At 60.9% G+C, this 20,320-nt stretch carries 16 protein-coding genes; 13 read left to right on the top strand and 3 right to left on the bottom strand.

The window, feature by feature from the left end:
• The 4 genes from BKE09_RS12120 to BKE09_RS12105 all read left to right on the top strand — a co-directional run bounded on the left by BKE09_RS12120 (position 1) and on the right by BKE09_RS12105 (position 7,071).
• Positions 1–1,224 carry a TolC family protein gene (locus tag BKE09_RS12120; protein ID WP_008266451.1) on the top strand — a complete coding sequence of 408 codons (1,224 nt, stop codon included), beginning with the start codon at positions 1–3 and terminating at the stop codon, positions 1,222–1,224.
• Positions 1,225–2,394 carry an efflux RND transporter periplasmic adaptor subunit gene (locus BKE09_RS12115; protein ID WP_032961315.1) on the top strand — a complete coding sequence of 390 codons (1,170 nt, stop codon included), beginning with the start codon at positions 1,225–1,227 and terminating at the stop codon, positions 2,392–2,394. It abuts the gene before it with no gap.
• Positions 2,394–5,639: a CusA/CzcA family heavy metal efflux RND transporter gene (locus BKE09_RS12110; protein WP_008266162.1), complete on the top strand. Its 3,246-nt coding sequence runs from the start codon at positions 2,394–2,396 to the stop codon at positions 5,637–5,639. The genes BKE09_RS12115 and BKE09_RS12110 overlap by 1 nt, the downstream gene beginning before the upstream one ends.
• 97 nt (positions 5,640–5,736) lie before the next feature.
• The gene (locus tag BKE09_RS12105) at positions 5,737–7,071 is read left to right on the top strand and encodes an MFS transporter (protein WP_008267238.1); all 1,335 of its coding nucleotides are present in this window, start codon (positions 5,737–5,739) and stop codon (positions 7,069–7,071) included.
• Between the two features lie 111 nt (positions 7,072–7,182).
• Here the strand turns inward: BKE09_RS12105 and BKE09_RS12100 are convergent, their stop codons facing one another.
• Positions 7,183–7,506 carry a hypothetical protein gene (locus BKE09_RS12100; protein ID WP_008264507.1) on the bottom strand — a complete coding sequence of 108 codons (324 nt, stop codon included), beginning with the start codon at positions 7,504–7,506 and terminating at the stop codon, positions 7,183–7,185.
• Between the two features lie 379 nt (positions 7,507–7,885).
• Here BKE09_RS12100 and BKE09_RS12095 point away from each other — a divergent pair, with 379 nt between their 5' ends.
• The 9 genes from BKE09_RS12095 to BKE09_RS12055 all read left to right on the top strand — a co-directional run bounded on the left by BKE09_RS12095 (position 7,886) and on the right by BKE09_RS12055 (position 17,087).
• The gene (locus BKE09_RS12095; RefSeq protein WP_223224807.1) at positions 7,886–8,536 is read left to right on the top strand and encodes a HupE/UreJ family protein; all 651 of its coding nucleotides are present in this window, start codon (positions 7,886–7,888) and stop codon (positions 8,534–8,536) included.
• 19 nt (positions 8,537–8,555) lie between these two features.
• Positions 8,556–9,206: a hypothetical protein gene (locus BKE09_RS12090; protein ID WP_008264806.1), complete on the top strand. Its 651-nt coding sequence runs from the start codon at positions 8,556–8,558 to the stop codon at positions 9,204–9,206.
• A 129-nt stretch (positions 9,207–9,335) separates the two neighbouring features.
• The gene (locus tag BKE09_RS12085; RefSeq protein ID WP_075075811.1) at positions 9,336–9,701 is read left to right on the top strand and encodes a hypothetical protein; all 366 of its coding nucleotides are present in this window, start codon (positions 9,336–9,338) and stop codon (positions 9,699–9,701) included.
• Between the two features lie 88 nt (positions 9,702–9,789).
• On the top strand, positions 9,790–11,040 hold the full coding sequence (locus BKE09_RS12080) for a TolC family protein (RefSeq protein WP_075075812.1): 1,251 nt from the start codon (positions 9,790–9,792) through the stop codon (positions 11,038–11,040).
• Positions 11,037–12,269 carry an efflux RND transporter periplasmic adaptor subunit gene (locus BKE09_RS12075; protein WP_040006894.1) on the top strand — a complete coding sequence of 411 codons (1,233 nt, stop codon included), beginning with the start codon at positions 11,037–11,039 and terminating at the stop codon, positions 12,267–12,269. Before BKE09_RS12080 ends, BKE09_RS12075 begins: the two co-directional genes overlap by 4 nt.
• Positions 12,270–12,278: 9 nt before the next feature.
• A complete protein-coding gene (locus BKE09_RS12070) occupies positions 12,279–15,416 on the top strand; it encodes a CusA/CzcA family heavy metal efflux RND transporter (protein ID WP_049400892.1) in 3,138 nt (1,045 codons plus the stop codon).
• A 29-nt stretch (positions 15,417–15,445) separates the two neighbouring features.
• Entirely contained in the window at positions 15,446–16,144 is a 699-nt protein-coding gene (locus BKE09_RS12065) for a HupE/UreJ family protein (RefSeq protein ID WP_008264906.1), read from the top strand.
• Positions 16,145–16,160: 16 nt separating this feature from the next.
• Positions 16,161–16,802 carry a hypothetical protein gene (locus BKE09_RS12060; protein WP_032961297.1) on the top strand — a complete coding sequence of 214 codons (642 nt, stop codon included), beginning with the start codon at positions 16,161–16,163 and terminating at the stop codon, positions 16,800–16,802.
• A 39-nt stretch (positions 16,803–16,841) separates the two neighbouring features.
• A complete protein-coding gene (locus BKE09_RS12055; protein WP_008267212.1) occupies positions 16,842–17,087 on the top strand; it encodes a hypothetical protein in 246 nt (81 codons plus the stop codon).
• A 282-nt stretch (positions 17,088–17,369) separates the two neighbouring features.
• Here BKE09_RS12055 and BKE09_RS12050 read toward each other — a convergent pair whose 3' ends face one another.
• Together BKE09_RS12050 and BKE09_RS12045 are read right to left on the bottom strand one after the other, a co-directional pair.
• Positions 17,370–19,292, bottom strand: coding sequence for a TonB-dependent receptor (locus tag BKE09_RS12050; protein ID WP_238381493.1), 1,923 nt, complete (start codon positions 19,290–19,292; stop codon positions 17,370–17,372).
• Positions 19,293–19,567: 275 nt separating this feature from the next.
• Positions 19,568–20,302: an SDR family NAD(P)-dependent oxidoreductase gene (locus BKE09_RS12045; protein ID WP_075075813.1), complete on the bottom strand. Its 735-nt coding sequence runs from the start codon at positions 20,300–20,302 to the stop codon at positions 19,568–19,570.
• Positions 20,303–20,320: the final 18 nt, after the last annotated feature.

Below are 20,320 nucleotides of genomic sequence, written 5' to 3'. Positions count from 1 at the left end.
ATGAAACCATCATTGCTTGCCCTGACGGTGATGCTGGCCCTGACCAGTATCTCTGCGGCCTATGCCTCGGACGCCCCGAACTTCAGCGCGTTGCTCGAGCAGAGCAGGGCCCAATCCCCCTTCCTTCAGGAAAAGGGGTTCGACACAGCTGCCGCTGCGGGCGAAGCCCGCCAAGCGCGAGCGCTACGTAACCCCACCATTGATGCCCTCGCAGAGAATCTCAACGCTCCCCCCAGCAATGGCGCGAGCCAGCGGCAGACGACCTACACCATCAGCCAGCCACTCGAGATCTTTGGCCAACGTGGGGCTCGAATCCAGGCGGGAGAGAAAGGGCTGCAGGCGGCCGAAGCTCGCCAGCACCAGGCGCAAGTCGAATTCGCCGCAGCCTTGGCTGTTGCCTACGCGTCTTCCGAAGCTGGGCTGATACGGCGCGACATTGCTGCCGAAGATGTTGATCGCGCCAGAGGCGACCTGAAGGCAGCTCAGGCGCTGGTTGACGCAGGAAAGGAGGCCAGCCTGCGCGTAGCACAAGCCCAGGCAGGCTTGAGCTCAGCAGAAGCGATTGCCGCCTCAAGAGAGGCAGAGGCGGCTGCAGCTCTCGAGCAACTGTCAGTACTGGCGGGAAGAGCGGAACCCTACTCAGGCACGTCCGAGTCACTCCTGGTGCGCGAGTGGGTTGCGCCCGCAATTGCGAACGTCGATTCGGCATCTGTCCTGTCTGCGAAGGCAGACGTCGACGCGAGCGATGCGGTTCTGCGCACTGAACGCTTCAAGCGGGCACCGGACCTGAACCTCACCGCAGGCCGTCGCAACTTCGCCGCCGGTGGGGACGCATTGGTCGTCGGCGTGTCTCTGAGCATCCCATTGTTTGACCGGAACAGTGGCGGGATCAGCGCGGCTCGAGCACGGAGCGACGCCGCCCGTGCTCGATTGGATGCCGCACGCCTCCAGAGCCAGGCGGACCGTGCGACTGCGCTTGCGCGTGTTGACGCCGCCAAGCGAGGACTGATCGCTGCCTCCAAGGGAGAGGAAGCAGCCACGGAAGCCTACCGAATGGCGCGCTTGGGATACGAGGCCGGTAGAACCCCACTGGTTGAGCTGCTGCTTAGCCGTCGCACGCTGACGGACGCGAGGCTGAGCGTGGTGGATGCACGACTCGCACGCGTTGCCGCCTACGCATCGCTCGCCGTGGCCAGCGGTCAGATTGCCTTTGGAGACATGTAGATGAAGAGAAGTATTCCGGCTGTTAACACCCTGACGATGATCGGCGTGGCTACCTTGGCGCTTGGCGCAGGATTTGGCATTGCACGCTTATCCGCCCCTTCAGAGACGGTGGTCGACCCCGCGAAAGACGAAGCCAGCGCCAGTGCGCCGGCGGAGGCGGCTCAGGAAGTCGCGATTCCCAAGGAGTATGTTGCCGCTGCGGGGATCTCGGTGGAGCCCGTCACTTCCGCTCAGGTAGCGGCGAACATCACCGCATCGGGTTCGGTCGTGGCAATCCCCGGTGGTGAGGCCGTCGTGGTGGCACGTGCGGCCGGTAACGTCACCGATGTCATCCGGCAGGTGGGCGACAAGGTGAAGAAGGGCGAAGTGCTGGCACGCGTAGCCAGCCCTGATGGGGCCCGTATTGCGGCTGACCTTCGTGTGGCCAGCGCCAGCCTCTCCCTCGCCGAAAAGAACGTCAAGCGCGATGAGTCGTTGCTCGCACAGGGCGTGTTGGCACGACAAGAGGCCGAGGCGAGTCGCGCCGCTTATCTCACAGCGCAAGCAGAAGCACAACGCGCTGCCCTGGTGGCACGCACCGCCAATGTGGATGGAGGAGGTAGCGTCAACGTCATCAGCCCTATCGATGGAACCATCAGCAGCTCGCAAGTGACTCTGGGCGCTTTCGTCGAGCCGCAGGCCTCCCTCTATAGGGTCACAGGTTCCAATGGCGTGGAGATTCAGGCCTCCGTTCGTGCGGGTGACACCGGTCGGATCAAGGCCGGCGACAGCGCGTCCATTACCCGCTCCGACGGAAGCGTCACCTCAGGCAAGGTCCGTTCAGTTGCTGCCGCCGTAGGTGGGCTGACAAGGGCTGCCACAGTCGTAATCACCCCGAGCGCAGAGGCGAACGGATTGGTTGTGGGTGACGGTGTGCAGGTCCGGCTGGTCACCGCTTCCGGATCGGGTGAGGGGCTGTCTGTCTCGGAAGAGGCGGTCCAGAACATCGACGGAAAAGACGTCCTCTTCGTCAGAACCAGTAAGGGGTTCACTGCACAGCCGGTCTTCATTGGCCTCCGTAGCGGTGGTATGGCGCAGATCCTTTCTGGCGTCACTGCGGGAACCCCGGTTGCTACCCGTAATGCGTTTCTGGTGAAGGCCGAGATGAAAAAGTCGGGCGGAGACGAGTAATGATCGAGCAAGTACTTACGGGTGCCGTACGGCACCGCTGGCTGGTTCTGTTCATCACACTGGTGATTGCGGTGATCGGCGGGTGGCAACTGAACCTGCTACCGATCGACGTGACTCCGGATATCACGAACAAGCAGGTCCAGATCAACACCGTCATCCCGACGCTGAGTCCAGTGGAGGTCGAGAAGCGCGTTACCTACCCGATCGAGACCGCGATGGCAGGACTTCGGGGCGTCGCGAACACCCGGTCGTTCTCGCGCAACGGCTTCAGCCAGGTCACGGTGATCTTCGATGAGAGCGCAGACCTCTACTTCATGCGCCAACAGGTCACCGAGCGACTGACTCAGGCTCGGCCCCAGTTGCCGGAGGGTGCCGAACCGCTGATGGGCCCGGTTTCGACCGGGTTGGGCGAAGTATTCCACTACAGCGTTGAATTCACCCACCCAGATGGCAAAGATGCCCCGCGAAATGATGGTAAGCCTGGCTGGCAAAGCGACGGTTCGTTCCTGACTGATCAGGGGGAACGGCTGACGGACAACATGGCACGTCTGGCCTACTTGCGCACAGTCCAGGACTGGATTGTGCGGCCTCAGCTGCGCACGACGCCGGGCGTAGCAGACGTCGACAGCCTCGGCGGCTACGTCAAGGAGTATGTCGTTGAGCCCAATGCGAGCAAGCTCGCAGAGTACGGGTTCTCCTATACCGACCTAGCCGACGCGTTGCAGGATGCCAACCTGTCGGTCGGAGCAGACTACATCCAGAGGTCGGGCGAGTCCTATCTGGTGCGCGCAGACGCCCGCATCCGCTCCGTGGACGAGATTGCCCGTGCCGTTGTGGGCAATCGCAACGGAGTTCCCGTAACAGTGGGAGACGTCGCACGTGTGGTCGTTGACGGTGAGCTCCGCCGCGGTGCCGCCAGCCGCAATGGCTACGAGACCGTCGTTGGCAGCGCACTCATGCTGGTTGGCGCCAACAGCCGAACTGTGGCGGCCGCAGTGGGTGACAAGCTGCAGGAGATCGGCAAGACCATGCCGCCGGGCGTGAGGATTGTTCCCACGCTGGACCGATCCCAGCTGGTTGTCGCAACGATCAAGACCGTCGCCAAGAACCTGGCCGAAGGCGCTCTTCTAGTCGTGGTCATCCTATTTGCATTGCTCGGAAACTGGCGAGCTGCTGTCATTGCTGCATTGGTGATTCCGTTGTCCCTGCTGATCACCGCGATCGGCATGAACAAGCTCGGGATCTCTGGCAACCTGATGAGTCTGGGTGCGCTCGACTTTGGCCTGATCATCGACGGCGCGGTCATCATCGTCGAGAACGCGCTGCGCCGTTTGGCAGAGCGACAGCATGCACTTGGGCGCCCACTCAATCTATCGGAGCGGCTGCATGAAACGATCGCCTCGTCCAAGGAGATGGTCCGCCCGACCGTGTATGGGCAGGCGGTCATCTTCCTGGTCTTCGTGCCATGCCTGACCTTCCAGGGCGTCGAGGGAAAGATGTTCTCCCCGATGGTAATTACCCTGATGCTGGCGCTGGCCTCTGCATTCGTGCTCTCCCTCACTTTCGTTCCGGCGATGGTGGCGGTCATGCTCAAGGGCCACATTTCCGAGAAAGAAGTACGGGTAGTCGCTGCCACCAAGAGCCGCTATCAGCCGATGCTTCGCAGCGCAATCCGCCAACCCATGCCCTACCTGGCCGGTGGTCTTGGCGTCCTGGTGGCCGGCGTTGTGGCCTTTGGCTTTGTGGGTCGGGAGTTCATGCCCACATTGGATGAGCAGAATCTCAACCTGTCCTCCGTTCGCATCCCGTCCACATCGATCGAGCAGTCCGTCGCCATCGACCTTCCTCTTGAGAAGGCACTGATGACGTTGCCGGAGGTACAGACGGTGTACTCCAAGGCCGGTACCGCAAGCCTGGCCGCAGATCCCATGCCGCCCAACGCGTCCGACAACTACGTGATCCTCAAGCCCAAGGACCAATGGCCGGATGGAGTGAAGACCAAAGAGCAGGTGATCGAGAGGATTCGAGAGAAGACAGCCTTTCTTGTTGGTAACAACTATGACGCCACCCAGCCCATCGAGATGCGCTTCAATGAGCTGATCGGCGGCGTTCGTAGCGACGTTGCAGTCAAGATCTATGGCGAAGACCTGACGGCGCTTGCCGGCAGCGCTGACAAGATTGCGAGCGTCCTCAAGAAGATTCCGGGCGCATCGGATGTCCGTGTGGCGCAAACGGGAGGCTTCCCGACCTTTGACATGGCATTCGACCGGGCCGCGATCGCCCGTTACGGACTGACCGTCAAGGAAGTGGCCGACACAGTGTCTGCTGCGCTGGCAGGTCGCATGGCGGGCCAGATCTTCGAAGGTGATCGGCGCTTCGACGTAGTGGTTCGTCTGCCCCGTGTGGACCGCAGCGATCTCGATGTACTGGGAGCCGTTCCGGTCATGCTGCCGCCAGGCAGTCAGGAAGGCCGTCAGTCTGTTCCGCTTCGTGAATTGGTCAGCTTCCGCTTCACGCAGGGTCTGAACGAAGTCAGCCGCGACAATGGCAAACGTCGAATCTATGTGGAAGCGAATGTGGTCGGGCGTGACCTGGGTAGCTTCGTTGACGACGCCAAGGCGGCTATTGGCCAGCAGGTGCAGTTGCCCACCGGTTCCTGGATCGAATGGGGCGGGCAGTTCCAAAATCTGCAGGCAGCAACGAAGCGACTGGCGATCATTGTGCCTCTCTGCTTCATCCTCATTGCGGCCGTCCTCTACATGGCGATTGGCAACGGTTTGCTGACAGGTACGGTACTGACTGCAGTGCCACTTGCTCTGGCCGGTGGATTCTTCGCATTGGCGTTGAGAGGAATCCCCTTCTCGATCTCAGCCGCTGTGGGCTTCATCGCGGTATCTGGTGTCGCGGTGCTCAACGGCCTGGTTCTGATCTCCGCGATCAAGAAACGCCTGCACGAGGGGCTTCCGCCAGATGAGGCGGTCGAACTGGGTGCAATGGAGCGCGTCAGACCGGTTCTTATGACCGCGCTGGTTGCCTCCCTGGGCTTCGTCCCGATGGCGATTGCAACGGGTACGGGCGCCGAAGTGCAGAAGCCACTGGCTACAGTGGTTATCGGGGGTCTTGCCACGGCAACCGTACTGACGCTGTTCGTGCTGCCTGCGCTGTGCGGGCTGGTACTCCGAAGAACTGCGCGCAGGAAGGCCGCGGGCATTGAAGACCCCCTGCCGGTACCCGAAGTCGATTGAGCACAAGCCCCTTCCACGGCTTCACGTCCTGCCCTACGGATCGGATTACGATCCGCAGGGCAGCGGCGCTTTCCACTGTTCCATCTAGAGGTGAGCCATGATCGAGGTCCTACGCTTTCCAACATTCAGGAACCTGTTCGCTGCGCAGGTTATCGCGCTGATCGGCACGGGCTTGGCTACCGTGGCGCTCTCTCTTTTGGCCTATGACCTGGCGGGGGCTGAGGCGGGCGCTGTGCTAGGTACGGCTCTGGCAATCAAGATGATTGTCTACGTGCTGTTGGCCCCTCTGTCCGGAGCGATCGTCCCGGCAAATCTACGCAAACCGGTGCTTATTGCCCTCGACCTGGTGCGGGCGGGCGCGGCGCTTTGTCTGCCGTTCGTCAACCAGATCTGGCAGGTGTACCTGCTCATTGCCTTGCTGCAGTCGGCCTCGGCGTGCTTCACCCCTCTGTTCCAGTCGACGATCCCGGAAATCCTGAAGGAGGAACGCGACTACACCCGAGCACTGTCCCTGTCGCGCCTGGCCTATGACCTGGAGAGCCTGCTGAGTCCCGCGTTGGCCGCTGCTCTGCTGACGCTGATCAGCTTCCACGGCCTGTTCGCTGGTACGTCCGTAGGCTTCGTGATATCCGCCATGCTGGTGTTCTCAACTGCATTCCCCTTCGTTGCTCCTTCCCTGAGAAAGGACGGTCCCTACGCCCGCGCGATTCGAGGAATGCGGATCTACCTGAAGACGCCCAGGCTGAAAGGGTTGCTTGCCCTTAATCTGTGTGCGGCCGCCGGCGGCGCCATGGTGTTCGTGAACACTGTCGTCGTGGTGCGCAACGTTCTCGGCGGAGCAGAGTCACAGGTGGCATGGGCGCTGGCAGCTTTCGGTGGCGGTTCGATGCTGACGGCGCTTGTCCTCCCCAAGGTTCTCGATCGGGTGGCTGACAGGCGTGTGATGCTCTCCGCAGCCCTTGCAATGTGCATTGTACTTGTGACCCTCAGTCTTACCTGGCTGCTCTCGCCCTCCTCCATAGGTTGGCCCATCGTGCTCGCCGGCTGGGCATTGTTGGGGATGAGCTATGCGGGGCTGGTGACTCCTGGCGGCAGATTGCTGCGACGATCAGCGGAATCCACCGATCTGCCATTCCTGTTCGCAGCGCAGTTCTCTCTCTCCCACGTGTGTTGGCTGATTGCCTACCCTCTGGCGGGAACCGTGGGTGCGAAGTTTGGAATGCCAGTGGCGATCATGGCACTGGCAGTAGTCGGCATCGCCGGATTCGTGTTCGCCTGGAGAATCTGGCCCGCCCATGACCCGGACGAGATTTCCCACGGTCACGACGATCTGGCTGCGGACCATCCCCACTGGGCGGAACACGCCTCTTCCAACGGCAAGCATTCACATCGGTATGTCATCGACGACGTGCACCCTCGTTGGCCTGGATGACGGAAACTTGAACAAGGGGCGCGAGAGGGCATTTTCACCGCTCGCGCCCGACGTTGTCATATCGACTTTGCCAGAACAAGCCTCTAGTCTTTGCCCGTGCGATCCCTTCGTCTACCAACCAGCGTGCTGTTGCGCAGCTGCATCTTCATGATGCTGGTGGCGAGTCTGCTCGTGCGACCCGTCCTGAATCATCTGGGTGAGCTGCACGGCTTGCAGCACATCGTGCAGGCTGCGGTGGAACATGGTCACCCCCATGTTGGGGTGAGTGATGCCGCAGACCGTGATCTTGAACACGCGGTTGGATTGCACAGCCTGTTGCACCAGGCCGATCTGACGGCTTCTGTAGGCATCTTGGCCAGCCTTGCTGGACCCGCTCGAGTTGATCTGAGCGATATCCATCCCTGGCACCAGCCAGCGGCAGAGCTTCAGCATCATCGCTCATCCCTGTTCAGGCCTCCTATCGCCTGAGACCCAGGCATCGTGCTCGCACTGAGCAGAGGCTTGGCAGCGCCCGTCCAGTCAATCCTTACTGGACGTTCGTCGCTGCAAGAAATTATTCATTCGTTCCCCGCCCGGACCCCGCTTACGCGCAGTGATCCGTGTGACGTGCCGTGCGCGCCTTCTGCGCACTCGTAGCACGTTGCGCCGGTTCCCAGTGTCGTAGCGGATAGCTTTGGCGGAGGTCCGCTGACCGCATTCGTAGATCCTCATCATGATCCCCAGTTCTGAATCCGGGACGCTCTCGCGCGTCCTTCTCCAACCCCCACTACTGTCGCACTGGCCGCGAACTCTACTCGCACTGCTTTCCCTGTTCATGCTGCTACTCACAGCTGACGGGGCGTTGGCTCACGCGATCGCCGAAGGCGACAAGGGCTACATCCAGGAAATATCTGGAGTAAATCTGATCGCATTCGCCTATCTGGGCGCGAAACACATGGCCACCGGCTATGACCACATCCTGTTCCTCCTGGGCGTGGTGTTCTTCCTGTACCGGATGAAGCATGTCGCGCTGTATGTGACGCTGTTCGCGATCGGGCACTCCACAACGATGCTGCTGGGTGTGCTGTTCAACGTGGGCATCAACAGCTACCTGATCGACGCAATCATTGGTCTGTCTGTGGTCTACAAGGCCTTGGACAATCTGGGCGCCTACCAGCGTTGGTTCGGCTTCCAGCCAAACACAAAGGTTGCGACGTTGATCTTCGGCCTGTTCCACGGCTTTGGTCTGTCAACCAAGATCATCGAGTACGACATCTCACCCGATGGTCTGTTGCCCAACCTGCTTGCGTTCAACGTCGGCGTGGAGATCGGCCAGATCCTCTCGCTTGGCGCGATTCTGATCGCAATGGGCTACTGGCGCCGCACGCCCAGCTTCTTCAAGCACGCCTACACCGCCAATGCCGCCATGCTCTGCGCCGGATTCATTCTGATCGGCATGCAGCTCACTGGCTACTTCGTTTCCTGACTTTCAAGAGAACTACATCATGTACAACAGTAAGCCCGCCGAAGGCGACCTTCCCACCAGCCGCCAGCTGGGACGCACCACCGCAATTGCCGCCGGCATCGCCATCATCCTCCTGGTTGGAGTGGTGATGCCATCTGAGTACGGAATCGATCCCACTGGTGTTGGTCGGGTACTTGGTCTGAAGGAAATGGGGGAGATCAAGGAACAGCTTGCCGAGGAAGCGGCAGCTGACGCTGCGATGGACGCAAAGGCCGCCGAAGACGAGGCAGCCGCCCTGCTGACGCAGGTGTCCACGCAGAACCGTAAGACCGTTGAAGTTGCTCAGAAGCCTGCCGCGAGTAATGCGGCCACCGCTGCCGAATGGCGGGACGAAGAACAGGTTGTCCTGACGCCGGGCCAGGGCACCGAGATCAAGCTCGTCATGAAGGCGGGCGAGCGCGCCAGCTACCAGTGGTCTGTTGAAGGCGGCGTCGTGAACTTCGACACCCACGGAGACGGCGGCGGTCGAGCGATCAGCTATGAGAAGGGTCGAGGGGAAGCCACCAAGCAGGGGGTGCTCCTGGCTGCCTTCGATGGCAACCACGGATGGTTCTGGCGCAACAGGGGCGAGGAGCCCGTAACGCTTCTGCTCCGCACCGGAGGGGAGTACGAGTTGATCAAGAAGATGTAAACCGCAGCGGTGAGCGGTGGCCGGGTGCGCTTAAGGCCCGGCCACCGCCCTATGTGGGGTATTTCCGATGGGCTGCGCCCAGTTTCGGCCCCTCGACAACCCCAGCCAGCCCCGCTTAAGCTAACCCATATGCGTCTTTCCGCCCGCCACGGCCTTGCCCTCAGGATCAGCTTCTTTGCGCTGATGCTGTTGAGTGTCGTTGCGCGGCCGATGGTGATCCAGCTCAGCGAACTGCACGGATTGGAACATGACATCGCAGCAGCGGTGGATCATGGCCATTCACATGCCGGCGGTGCGGGCGACAATCTGGACCCGGATCACGCCACTGGCGCTCATGCGGTACTGCATCAGGCAGACGCGAGTTTCGCTGGAAGCTTGTTCACGCCCCACGTCTACCTGGCTTCACTACCGCTGGCCGGTGAAGTCCATGCTCTGCGACTTCTGAGGGTGCCTGCAGGGCACCCGGCGTCACCCTTCCGACCTCCGATCGTCTGACGACCCTAGCTGCGCTCTAGCAGCCTGAGCGCGCCTCCCGTGTAGCGGGACGCGGCGCGTCGTTCTGACTTTCTTTCCGGAGGCTTCCGTGAAATTCCGTAGTGTGTGGGCGCTGGCTGTTGCCGGCGCCTGCGGTGTGGCCCTTCCTGGCCACGCCGCCGAAGTGCTGCGCCTGGAGGATGCGGTTGCCCGCGCCCTTGGCACTCACCCAAGCGTGCAGGCAGATGCCGCACAAATAGAGGCGACAAAGAACCGTGCGGCGCGAGAGGGCTTAGCAGCCCCGTTGGTGCTCGGCGGAGAACTGGAGAACGTGGCCGGTAGTGGCAGCGTGCGAGGTATGGACGCTGCCGAGGCAACGTTCCGGGTATCCAAGATTCTGGAACTGGGTGGCAAGCGGGCGGCCCGCCAAGCGCTTGGCGGCGCGGAGGTCGATGCAGCCCAGCGAGAGGCTGATGTGACCCGGGTGGCCATCGCCACACGCACCGCTGGTCGATTCATCGACGTGCTTGCGGCGCAGGAGCATGTCGAGCATGCGGAAGAGCGGATTCGTATGGCCCGCGCGCTCCAGCGAGAGGTGGCCCGCTGGGTCTCTGCGGCACGGAACCCGGACTCAGACCTGAGGGCCGCTGAAATCGCCCTGGCCGATGCAGAGCTCAAGCGTGATCAAGCAGTCCAGCGGTTGGAGGCATCGCGCATGGCGCTTGCGTCTTCCTGGGGCTCTTTCACCGCTGACTTCGACACCGTCGCCGGCGATACAAACATCCTCCCCCCGCTGGATGACTACCAGACGCTGTCCGAACGCCTTCAGAACGCGCCACAGCAACGTGCCTTCGATGCCCAGTCCAGAATTCTTGCCGCGCGCCGCGATGTCGCCGTTTCCAGCGCGAAGCCTGACGTGAGTGTTGGATTTGGACTTCGCCGTCTTGAAGCAACGAAGGACAGTGGCTTGGTCATGTCGATCTCGGTTCCCTTGGGAACCCGGCGTCGATCAGCCTACTCGGTATCCGAAGTCGACTACGAACTGAGTGCGCTCAAGTCACGCCGTGAAGCACAAATGTTGGAGCTCAACCAGGAGCTGTTCGGAGTCTATCAACAGCTGCGCCAAGCGCAGTTGGAGGTCACCTCCGTTCGTGAGCGGCAGCTCCCCAAGGCGGAGCAGGCGATGAATCAGAGCCGTCGTGGCTTCGAGGAGGGTCGATTCTCCTATCTCGCATTGAGCCAGGCGCAGAAGACGCTGTTCGACCTTCGTGAGCGCGAAGTCGAGTCCGCCGCACTCTATCTCCGATTGCTGGTCGAGGCAGATCGCCTCACCGCCTCCGCCCAGGATATCCGCCCATGAATCGTTACGCCCTTCTTATGTTGCTTCCGCTGGCACTGGCCGCCTGTGGCGGTGAAAAGCCGGTTGAGAAAGAAGCCGCAGAGTCCACCGCCGCGGCCGGCGACTACGAGCGCGGCCCCAACCGCGGTCGCATGCTCCGCGATGGTGATTTCGCACTTGAAGTCACCGTCTATGAAACCAACACGCCTCCTCAGTTCCGCCTCTACGCCTATCGAAATGACAAGCCGATCTCACCGAATGAGGTGAAGGCAACAATGCAGTTGAAGCGCCTCGACGGTGAGGTCAATGATTTCACTTTCACCGCCGAAAACGACTATCTCGTGGGGAACGGCGAGGTCGTGGAACCTCATTCTTTCGACGTGAAGGCAGACGCAGTGGTAGGAGGAAAGACACACACCTGGTCCTATCAGTCCTATGAGGGCCGTACCACCATCGAGCCAAGCGCTGCCAAGGATGCGGGTGTGGTGGTGGAAGAGGCTACCGCTGGCACTATCCGCGATACGGTCACGCTGATGGGGAACATCGCGGTCAACACTGGCCGCCAGGCCGCCGTCAAAGCACGATTCCCAGGTATTGTCCGCAGCGTGTCGGTCGAGATGGGCCAACGCGTTTCCGCAGGGCAGACGCTGGCGACGGTTGAAGGCAATGACAGCATGCGCACCTACGCGGTGATTGCTCCCTTCAGCGGCATCGTTCTTGCGCGCAACACCAGTGTTGGTGATGTGGCCGCCGACAACACACTGTTCGACGTTGCCGATCTGTCAGAGGTCTGGGTCGATCTACGAGCTCTGGGCACTGACGCCGAGCGTCTCGCTCCAGGTCAAGCAGTGCGGATCCGTTCCGCCACGGGTGCCTTGGAGACTGAAGGTAGGCTCCAAAGCCTGCTTCCGCTGGCAAGCAGCGGCCAAAGCGTGGTTGCGCGCGTGAGTATCCCCAATGGTGACGGCAAGTGGCGTCCAGGAATGGCTGTCTCGGCCGAGGTCATCATTGCCGAGACACCTGTTCCACTGGCCGTCAAAGAGTCAGGGCTCCAGCGATTTCGCGACTTTACCGTCGTATTTGCGCAGGTGGGCGATACCTATGAGGTGCGCATGCTTGAGCTTGGAAAGCGTGATGGCGAGTGGGCAGAGGTTCTTGGCGGACTGAAGCCCGGAACGCGGTACGTCGCCGAGCAGAGCTATCTGATCCGTGCAGACATCGAGAAGTCTGGCGCCAGCCACGACCACTAAGGATCCATCATGCTAGAGCGAATCATTCGCGCGTCCATCGCGCATAGATGGCTTGTGCTGCTTCTGGTCCTGGCGCTGTCAGGCTTGGGCATCTGGAACTACAGCAGGCTGCCAATCGACGCCGTCCCTGACATCACCAATGTCCAGGTCCAGATCAACACCGAAGCACCGGGCTACTCTCCACTGGAGGCAGAGCAGCGGGTAACGTTCCCCGTCGAGACAGCCTTGGCCGGCTTAGCCAAGCTGGAGTACACGCGGTCCATCTCGCGTTATGGTCTCTCCCAGGTCACCGTTGTATTCGAAGACGGTACCGACATCTACTTCGCGCGGCAGCAGGTGGCCGAGCGCTTGCAGCAAGCCGCATCCCAGCTCCCAACTGGGCTGAAGCCAACGCTGGGCCCGGTCGCCACCGGTCTCGGTGAGATCTTCATGTACACCGTGGAAGCCGAGAAGGGTGCTGAAGAGACCTGGACGCCGATGGCGCTTCGTACCCTCCAGGATTGGGTGGTACGCCCCCAGATGCGACATCTGAAAGGTGTTACAGAGGTCAACACCGTCGGTGGCTATGTGCGGCAGTTCCACATCACGCCTGACCCGCGCAAGCTTCAGGCGTACGAGCTGACCATGCAGGATGTGATGGAGGCCGTGGCGCGCAGCAATGCGAACGTGGGTGCCGGCTACATTGAAAAGAGTGGTGAACAGTACCTTGTGCGCGTTCCTGGCCAAGTGGCGGACATGGACGGCCTGCGCAAGATCGTGGTCGCCAATCGCGAGGGGCTGCCGCTTCGCGTCGGTGACCTCGCAGACGTTCACGAGGGCACCGAACTGCGAACGGGTGCAGCGACCAAAGATGGCAAGGAAGTGGTACTTGGTACTGCATTCATGCTCATTGGTGAGAACAGCCGCGAAGTCGCTCAGCGAACCGCTGCCAAGCTGAAGGAGATCGACGAGACGCTTCCAGAAGGTGTCCGCGCGCATGCGGTCTATGACCGTACGGAGCTGGTCGACCGCACCATTGAAACCGTCAAGAAGAACCTACTGGAAGGTGCCCTGCTGGTCATTGCGGTGCTGTTCCTTCTGCTCGGAAATCTTCGCGCCGCACTGATCACGGCCGCGGTCATTCCTTTGACCATGCTGCTGACCATCTCCGGCATGGTCCAGAACCGTGTCTCAGCAAATCTGATGAGCTTGGGTGCGCTGGACTTCGGTCTGATCGTCGACGGCGCGGTCATCATTGTTGAGAACTGTCTGCGCCGCTTCGGCGAGCGTCAGCACGCCCTGGGGCGTCTGTTGACCCGGGATGAGCGCTTTGCTTTGGCCGCCAGCGCCAGTGCCGAGGTGATCAAGCCCAGCTTGTTCGGCTTGTTCATCATTGCCGCCGTCTACATCCCGATCTTTGCGCTCTCCGGCGTGGAAGGAAAGATGTTCCACCCGATGGCCCTGACCGTCGTTATCGCGCTGACTGGTGCGATGGCATTGTCCCTCACGTTCGTTCCCGCTGCGGTTGCTCAGTTTGTCACGGGCAAGGTCTCGGAGAAGGAAACCAAGGCTATGCGGGGCGTAACCAAGCTGTATGGCCCGATGCTGGAGCGGGCAGTCAGTGCTCGCAAACTGGTTGTGGGTGGTGCAGCCGTCCTCACCGTACTGGCGGGTCTTCTGGCCAGTCGCATGGGCACTGAGTTCATTCCGAATCTGGACGAAGGTGATATTGCGCTTCACGCGCTGCGCATTCCCGGCACTAGTCTGACGCAAGCCATCGGCATGCAGCGCCAGCTTGAAGCGACCATCAAGAAGTTCCCCGAGGTGGATGAGGTTGTCGCAAAGATCGGCACAGCAGAGGTAGCGACCGACCCCATGCCACCGTCGGTCGCAGACACCTTCATCATGCTCAAGGATCGCGACCAATGGCCTGATCCCCGCAAGCCAAAGGCGCAGCTCATTGCTGAGCTGGAGAAGGCTGTCCGAGCAATTCCCGGCAACAACTACGAGTTCACCCAGCCCGTGCAGATGCGCATGAACGAGCTGATTGCCGGTGTACGCGCCGAGGTGGCGGTGAAGTTGTACGGTGACGACCTGGATCAGCTGGCGCAGATCGGCAGCCAGATCGAGGACGCCGCAGGTTCCATCCCAGGCGCCGCAGACGTGAAGTTAGAGCAGATCAGTGGTCTGCCTCTTATGACCATCACGCCTGACCTGGGTGCTTTGGCCCGCTATGGCGTTTCGATCGACGAGGTCCAGAAGACCATCTCTGTTGCGCTGGGCGGTGAGGCGGTCGGTCAGGTCTTTGAGGGTGATCGTCGCTTCGACATCGTCGTTCGTCTGCCCGAGAACCTGCGTCAGGACACCCGGACGCTCGCATCGCTACCGGTAGCCGTCGCCGTCGGGGCCAGTTCCGGCGAACAGAGAGCGTTCGTTCCGCTGGGGCAGCTGGCTAAAGTTGAAGTTGCGCCAGGCCCAAACCAGGTCAGTCGCGAGAACGGCAAGCGTCGCGTCGTCATCACCAGCAACGTACGTGGTCGCGACCTTGGTTCGTTCGTAGAGGAGCTGCGAGAGAAGGTTGGTCAGGAGGTGCAGTTGCCGGAAGGCTACTGGATTGAGTATGGCGGTACCTTCGAGCAGCTCATCTCTGCCAGCAAGCGGCTGTCCGTGGTCGTGCCGGTCGTCCTGGTGATGATCTTCGGCTTGCTCTTCATGGCGTTCGGCTCGGGCAAGGATGCTGCCATCGTGTTCAGCGGCGTTCCACTTGCGTTGACCGGTGGCGTGGTGGCTCTGTGGATGCGTGACATACCCCTGTCCATTTCTGCAGGCGTGGGGTTCATCGCGCTGTCGGGCGTCGCCGTGCTCAACGGCCTGGTCATGATCAGCTTCATCAAGAGCCTTAGGGAACAGGGCACTCCCCTGCACCAAGCGGTAACCGAAGGTGCACTGACCCGGCTGCGCCCCGTGCTGATGACGGCCCTGGTTGCCAGCCTGGGCTTCCTGCCAATGGCCCTAAACGTTGGGGCTGGCGCGGAAGTTCAGCGCCCGCTGGCGACGGTCGTTATCGGCGGAATCATCTCCTCCACGCTGCTGACCTTGCTGGTGTTGCCGGCGCTCTATCGCCTCATCCACCGCGAAGGGGATGAGCGGAAGGAGGACGCAGCGTGAACCCGTCCATCTCAACCCCTCCCAGGAACATGCAGTTGACCATTTCCAAACGAACCCAAGCGTGGCTCTACCTGCTTGCAGCCATCCTTCTGCCTTGCGTTGCTTGGGCGCATGGCGTCAGTGAAGGCGACCAGGCCTTCCTGGAAGACAGTACCGGCCTGCAGCTCATCGCGTTCACGTACCTCGGCGCCAAGCACATGGTGACTGGATACGACCACCTCCTGTTTCTGTTCGGGGTGATCTTCTTCCTGTACCGGATGCGTGATGTCAGCATCTACGTGACGTTGTTCGCGATCGGCCACAGCACCACCTTGCTGCTAGGTGTCCTGGGCGGATTGCATGTGAATGCGTACCTGGTCGACGCAATCATTGGCCTGTCGGTTGTCTACAAGGCGCTGGACAACATGGGCGCGTTCAAGCGCTGGTTTGGGGTACAGCCCAACACCAAAGCCGCCGTGCTGATCTTTGGCTTCTTCCATGGCTTTGGTCTAGCGACAAAGCTGCAGGATTTCTCGCTCTCACCTGACGGGCTTGTCCCAAACATGCTCGCCTTCAACGTGGGGGTCGAGATCGGACAGCTGCTCGCGCTCGCAGGCATCTTGATCGTGATGGGCTTCTGGCGCCGCTTGCCGTCATTCCATCGACAGGCGTACAGCATCAACACCGCCCTTATGTGCGCCGGCTTCGTGCTTGTTGGCATGCAGCTCACCGGCTACTTCGTTTCCTGAATCTACAGAGGTACTCATGTCCATCACGCTTTCCAATCAGCTGCCCAGCACTCGCAAGCTGCTGAAATCCACCGCCCTGGCCGCTGCCGTTGCAGGGGTGATTCTGCTCACCACCGTGCTTCCCGCGGAGTACGGAATCGACCCTACGGGCGTAGGTAAGGTTCTGGGTCTGGACGCCCTAGCCTCCACTGACCAGGTAGAGGCCGTAGCTCCCCCAGTTCCGGCATCTGCTGGCAGCGCCGAAGCCGTCTCGGCGCTGTTCGAGAAGGCCAAGGTTGCCTTCGGGAGCAATGGCAAGCAGGCCTTCGAACCCGCCGCTGTCTCTCTCGCCAGCACTCCTTTACGGCAGGACTCACTGACGATCGAGCTTGCCCCTGGTAAGGGCCAGGAGGTGAAGGCCCATATGGCTCAGGGCGCTGGGATGGTTTTCAGCTGGAAGGCCACGTCTGATGTTGCCGTGGACATGCACGGCGAGCGTCCCGACGTGAAGGGCCCCTGGACCAGCTACGCCGTTGAAGGCGCCCAGCGTCAGGCCGAGGGAACGTTCATTGCTCCCTTTGAAGGTACCCATGGGTGGTACTGGCAGAACCGCGGCAGCACCCCCGTGATCATCGAGGTGCAAATTACCGGCTACCAAGCCGACCTCTACCAGCCGTGACACCCGGCATAACGCCGAAATCAACCTAGGAGAAGCAACATGAAGAATCGTTTTGCCCTCATCAGCGTCCTTTTCGCTTCCATTGCAGCGTCCGCATCGGCCTTCGCACATGATCCGGCGCTTCATGCCGAGTCGGAAGTGAAGGAGGCGCCTAAGGCAAAGCCTGCTACGTGTGAACAGCTGGCTGACCGGACGAAGTTCAAGGTGGATCTTGCCGATCCTCAGACCAAGGCGCTGAAGGACAGGTGCGACGCTCAGGCGCAGTCGGCTGCGAAGAAGAAGTAATTGATTGCGGCGAATGGTCCGGCTTGGGTGAAGTCGGACCATTCGTCTTTACCCTTGAGCCAAGCGAATAGTGCCAGCGTCGTCCTACAAATAGACCTCGGTTAGACCCTCATTCTTCCAACAGGCTCGCTCTCGAATGCTAGCGTTTGACCGGAGGATTGCGATTAGAGCCGCACTCGGGCTTACATTCTCCAAACCCGAGTGCGGCAAAGTTCATTTGCAATCATCGACGTGATCGAACGTGCTGAACCGAACGCAATCTCCTGACCTGATCAACCCGCCTTAGAAGCGCGCGGTCGCGCCCACAAAGAGCGTGCGTGCGCCGCCGTCGTAATTATTGCCTTCTTCAAGCGTGGAAACATCACCCAAGTTCTGTACGCCGACGCGCAAGGTCAGGTTTTCGTTCACATCGAGAGCGGTGACCAGATCCACCGTGGTGTATGCCTTGGCGAAGGTAGGTCTGGACGAAGACACAAGCTGCTTCCCGATGTGTTGCGCGCTGAGGTTAAGCGACCATGCATCGGACACGCTCCAGTTCAGCGAAGTGTTGGCGGTGATCTTCGGCACCACTAGCAGGCTGGCGCCGGTGGTGCGGTTCTTCGATTCCAACATGCGTGTGGCGTTGGTGGTCCAGCTCAGTCGCTCGTGCAGCGGCACGGTCACACTGGCTTCCACGCCTCGCGTGCGAGCCTTCTGGATGTTCTGCGCCACCGTCCACCAGAAGCCGTTTACGAAGCTAGTGTTCTGGCCTGGGATCTCGCGCAGCGGCACCTGTTCGATCTTGTCGTCGAAGTTGGTCAGGAAGTAGGTGGCCGATGCGGACCAGCCGTTCTGGTCGAAGCCCACGCCAAGCTCATAGTTGGTGCTGGTTTCCGGTTTCAGGTTCGGGTTACCGGCCATGTAGCAGCCGGTCGTGCCGTCGGCGTTGATCAGCCGGCTGTTCCAGCCTTCCGGGGTCAGGCTGCCGCAGCCGCGTCCCAGAGACTGGGTGGCCGCACCAGCGGTGCCCTGCTTAAGATTGGGCGCGCGGAACCCTTTGGAGACACCGCCGCGTACTGTCCATGCGTCTGCCGGGTGCCACACGCCGTAGATGCGCGGGCTCACGTTGTCGTCGTAGTTGTCGGTGTTGTCCCAGCGCACGCCCAGAGTCAGCACGAAGCGCTCGTGCAGGGTGATGTGGTCTTCGGCGAACAAGGCCCATGAGTCCGCTTCACTGGTCGGGCTGATGCGGCTGCTGCCGGTCCAAGTCACAGGTACGGTACCGATGGTGTCGCTGTTTTCCAGCTGCTCGCGCTTCCACTGACCACCCACGTTCAGGCTGTGCTCGAAGCCCCAATGGAAAGCGGTGGTGAAGGCAGTATCGAACACCGTTTCCTTCGAATGGTTGCCCACCGCACTGCCCTTGTCTTGGTAGTCGTTCCGCACAAGGGTGGTCTTGGAGGTGGTGGAGTCGCCGTAACGGCCATCATGGCCCAGCACGTAACCGGTCTGTACCAGCTTGGACAGACCCCAGGCATATACATCACCGCTGCCGGTGTTGCGCTGCACGCCGCGCGACCCTTCTATGGTCAGTGCGTGGTCATCGTTGAGGCGCCAGTGGAACTGCAGGTTGGCATTCTCCGCCTTGCTGCCCGGAGTCTGGCCCTCAAGGCGATCGGACTTGCGGTCGGTCACGTTGGCCCCGATGCGGATCCCCAGGTTGTCGGTCAGTGGGCCGCTGAAAAGGGCACCCATCTGCGTGGTATCACCGCGGGTGGATGAATCGGGCACGCTGTGGTTCAAGGTGACCGAGCCGCCCCAGTGGTCGGAAATCTTGCGGGTAATGATGTTGATCACGCCGCCCATCGCATCCGAACCGTATAGCGACGACATCGGGCCGCGCACCACTTCTATTCGTTCGATCATGTCCGGCGACAGCCAGTTCAGATCCTGCGGACCCAGGTCGTCGCGGTAGTTCACGCCGGAGGAGTTGCCCTGGCGGCGGCCGTCGATCAGGATCAGCGTGTACTGCTCGGGCAGTCCACGCAGGCGGATCTTCGACTGCGCTCCGGACAGTGCATAGCCACCGGTCACTCCAGGGACGGTACTCAGCAGCTGGCCGATGCTGGTGACCGGCTTACGCTCGATCTCCTCGCGGCTGATAACGCTAATGCTGGCTGGCGCATCCCTGATCCACTGCTGGGCACCGGTGGCGGTAACGACCAAGGTGTCCAACTGCTTGACGGAGGAGGCATGCGTCAAAGCTTCAGCGCTGGCATGCGAAGAAAGGGCCAGACCAATAGCAACTGTCAGCGTGGGAAGAGCAAGTCGTGACTTCAGGTATGTGTGCGACATCTCGGGGTAATCCGGTAACGGGCATTATTGCTGGGGAATGGCTGCCTCGCTTGATTCCGGAAAACGCCCATATCGGGTCGAGGGCTGGCTTGCGTCTTGAGGTCAGGTATCAAACTGTGGCCGACCGATGCTGTCTGGGCAGCACCTCAGCTGGACTGGCTCATGCTCCAAGTCGTCCATACGCCGGTCCGCAAGGTCCGCGGTTGCTGCAAGCAATAGACAATCTGCGAGGCTACATCCTGCGCGGCCATGAATTCGCTCAAACGGGGATCGTCGGCCGTGCGACCGTGACCCACGGCAAAAGATGTATGAGTACCTGCGGGGCAGATGGCACTCACGCGAATCCCATCTTTCCTTACTTCTCGGTCCAAGCCGCCCGCAAAAATGAGCTGGGCGGCCTTGGTACCTGCGTAGACGGCTTCGTCCGCCCCACTGCGATGAGCTGCGACGCTCGATACGATCAAAATATCCCCGCCACCAACGCTACGAAGATGAGGGAGGAAAGCACGTACCGTGAGGACCGTTCCGAGATAGTTGATTTCACACATTTCGATGACTTGATCATCGCTTGCGTCAGCGACTCCGCCGTAGTAGCCAACCCCGGCGTTGGCCACTACCGAATGTACGCTTCCAAAGTGATCAATGCCGCAAGATGCGAAGGCACCCACGCTATCCGGATCGCGCACATCCAGACGCATCCAGTAGGCGCGATCAGCGCCGAACTCATCCTGTAGCCGCTTGAAGTCACCTAAACGCCTGGATCCTCCAAGAACGCTTCCACCACTGCGTAAGATCATCTCCGCCGTTGCCAGTCCGATCCCCGAACCGGCGCCAGTAATGGCAACGCAGCGGTTTCTAAGGCTGTAACTTGCTTCTGTCAAGGTCTATCTCCTACGTTC

This window comes from Stenotrophomonas sp. TD3, assembly GCF_001939825.1.
GTDB lineage: Bacteria > Pseudomonadota > Gammaproteobacteria > Xanthomonadales > Xanthomonadaceae > Stenotrophomonas.
Note: the sequence above shows the minus strand (reverse complement) of the source record. Positions and strands in the feature narration are given on the sequence as shown.